The organism is Bacillus sp. SIMBA_074, assembly GCF_046534555.1.
GTDB lineage: Bacteria > Bacillota > Bacilli > Bacillales > Bacillaceae_G > Bacillus_A > Bacillus_A mycoides.
In genome coordinates, this window is sequence record NZ_JAWRYM010000743.1 from 1 (window position 1) to 260 (window position 260).

Below are 260 nucleotides of genomic sequence, written 5' to 3' on the forward strand. Positions count from 1 at the left end.
GTTGGGCGTCCAGCTCTCGTTGTCGAGTGTGCTCGTCGTGGGTGTGCAGTCCCTTCCCGTGATGCTCTCTACGCTGGCGGTGTGTCTCCTTGCCGCTTGGGGCGTCGGCCGGGCTCTGCGCATTCCGCGCCGGGAACGCACCCTGATCGGTGTTGGGACCGGGATCTGCGGTGCGTCGGCGATCGCTGCAATCTCCCCCATCATCGGCGCCGCCAGCTCCGAGATCGCCTACGCGGTTTCGACGATCTTCCTGTTCAATG

1 protein-coding gene is annotated in these 260 nt (G+C 65.4%); it reads left to right on the forward strand.

All coding sequences use genetic code 11. The features are described from left to right. Positions 1–260, forward strand: a 260-nt coding sequence (locus SB773_RS32755) for a putative sulfate exporter family transporter (RefSeq protein WP_410594568.1), incomplete at both ends; no start/stop codon positions are given.